Raw genomic sequence first — 240 nt, 5'->3', positions numbered from 1 at the left:
AAAAGGTTCAACCGTAGCCCTTTACGATAAAGACGGTAACAAGATTGGTGAAGCAACTGCAGGAGAAAATGGCAAAGCAACCATCACTCCATCAGTAAACATTCCAGCAGGCGCTGTAACAGCAAAAGCTACAGATGCAGCAGGTAACACATCAGTAGCAAGTGATCCAGCAACAGCTACACCAGCAGCAGATACAGAAGCACCAGCTAAACCAGTTGTAAATACAGACCTTACAGGTAA

1 protein-coding gene is annotated in these 240 nt (G+C 45.0%); it reads left to right on the top strand.

Annotation, left to right across the window (positions count from 1 at the left end):
• The coding region (locus ADH81_RS11145) for an Ig-like domain-containing protein (protein ID WP_049525856.1) at nucleotides 1-240 on the top strand (240 nt) is incomplete at both ends.

This window comes from Streptococcus pseudopneumoniae, assembly GCF_001072925.1.
Lineage (GTDB): Bacteria > Bacillota > Bacilli > Lactobacillales > Streptococcaceae > Streptococcus > Streptococcus pseudopneumoniae_Q.
The sequence above is the reverse complement of the archived record's forward strand: the minus strand, read 5'-3'. Positions and strand labels throughout refer to the sequence as shown.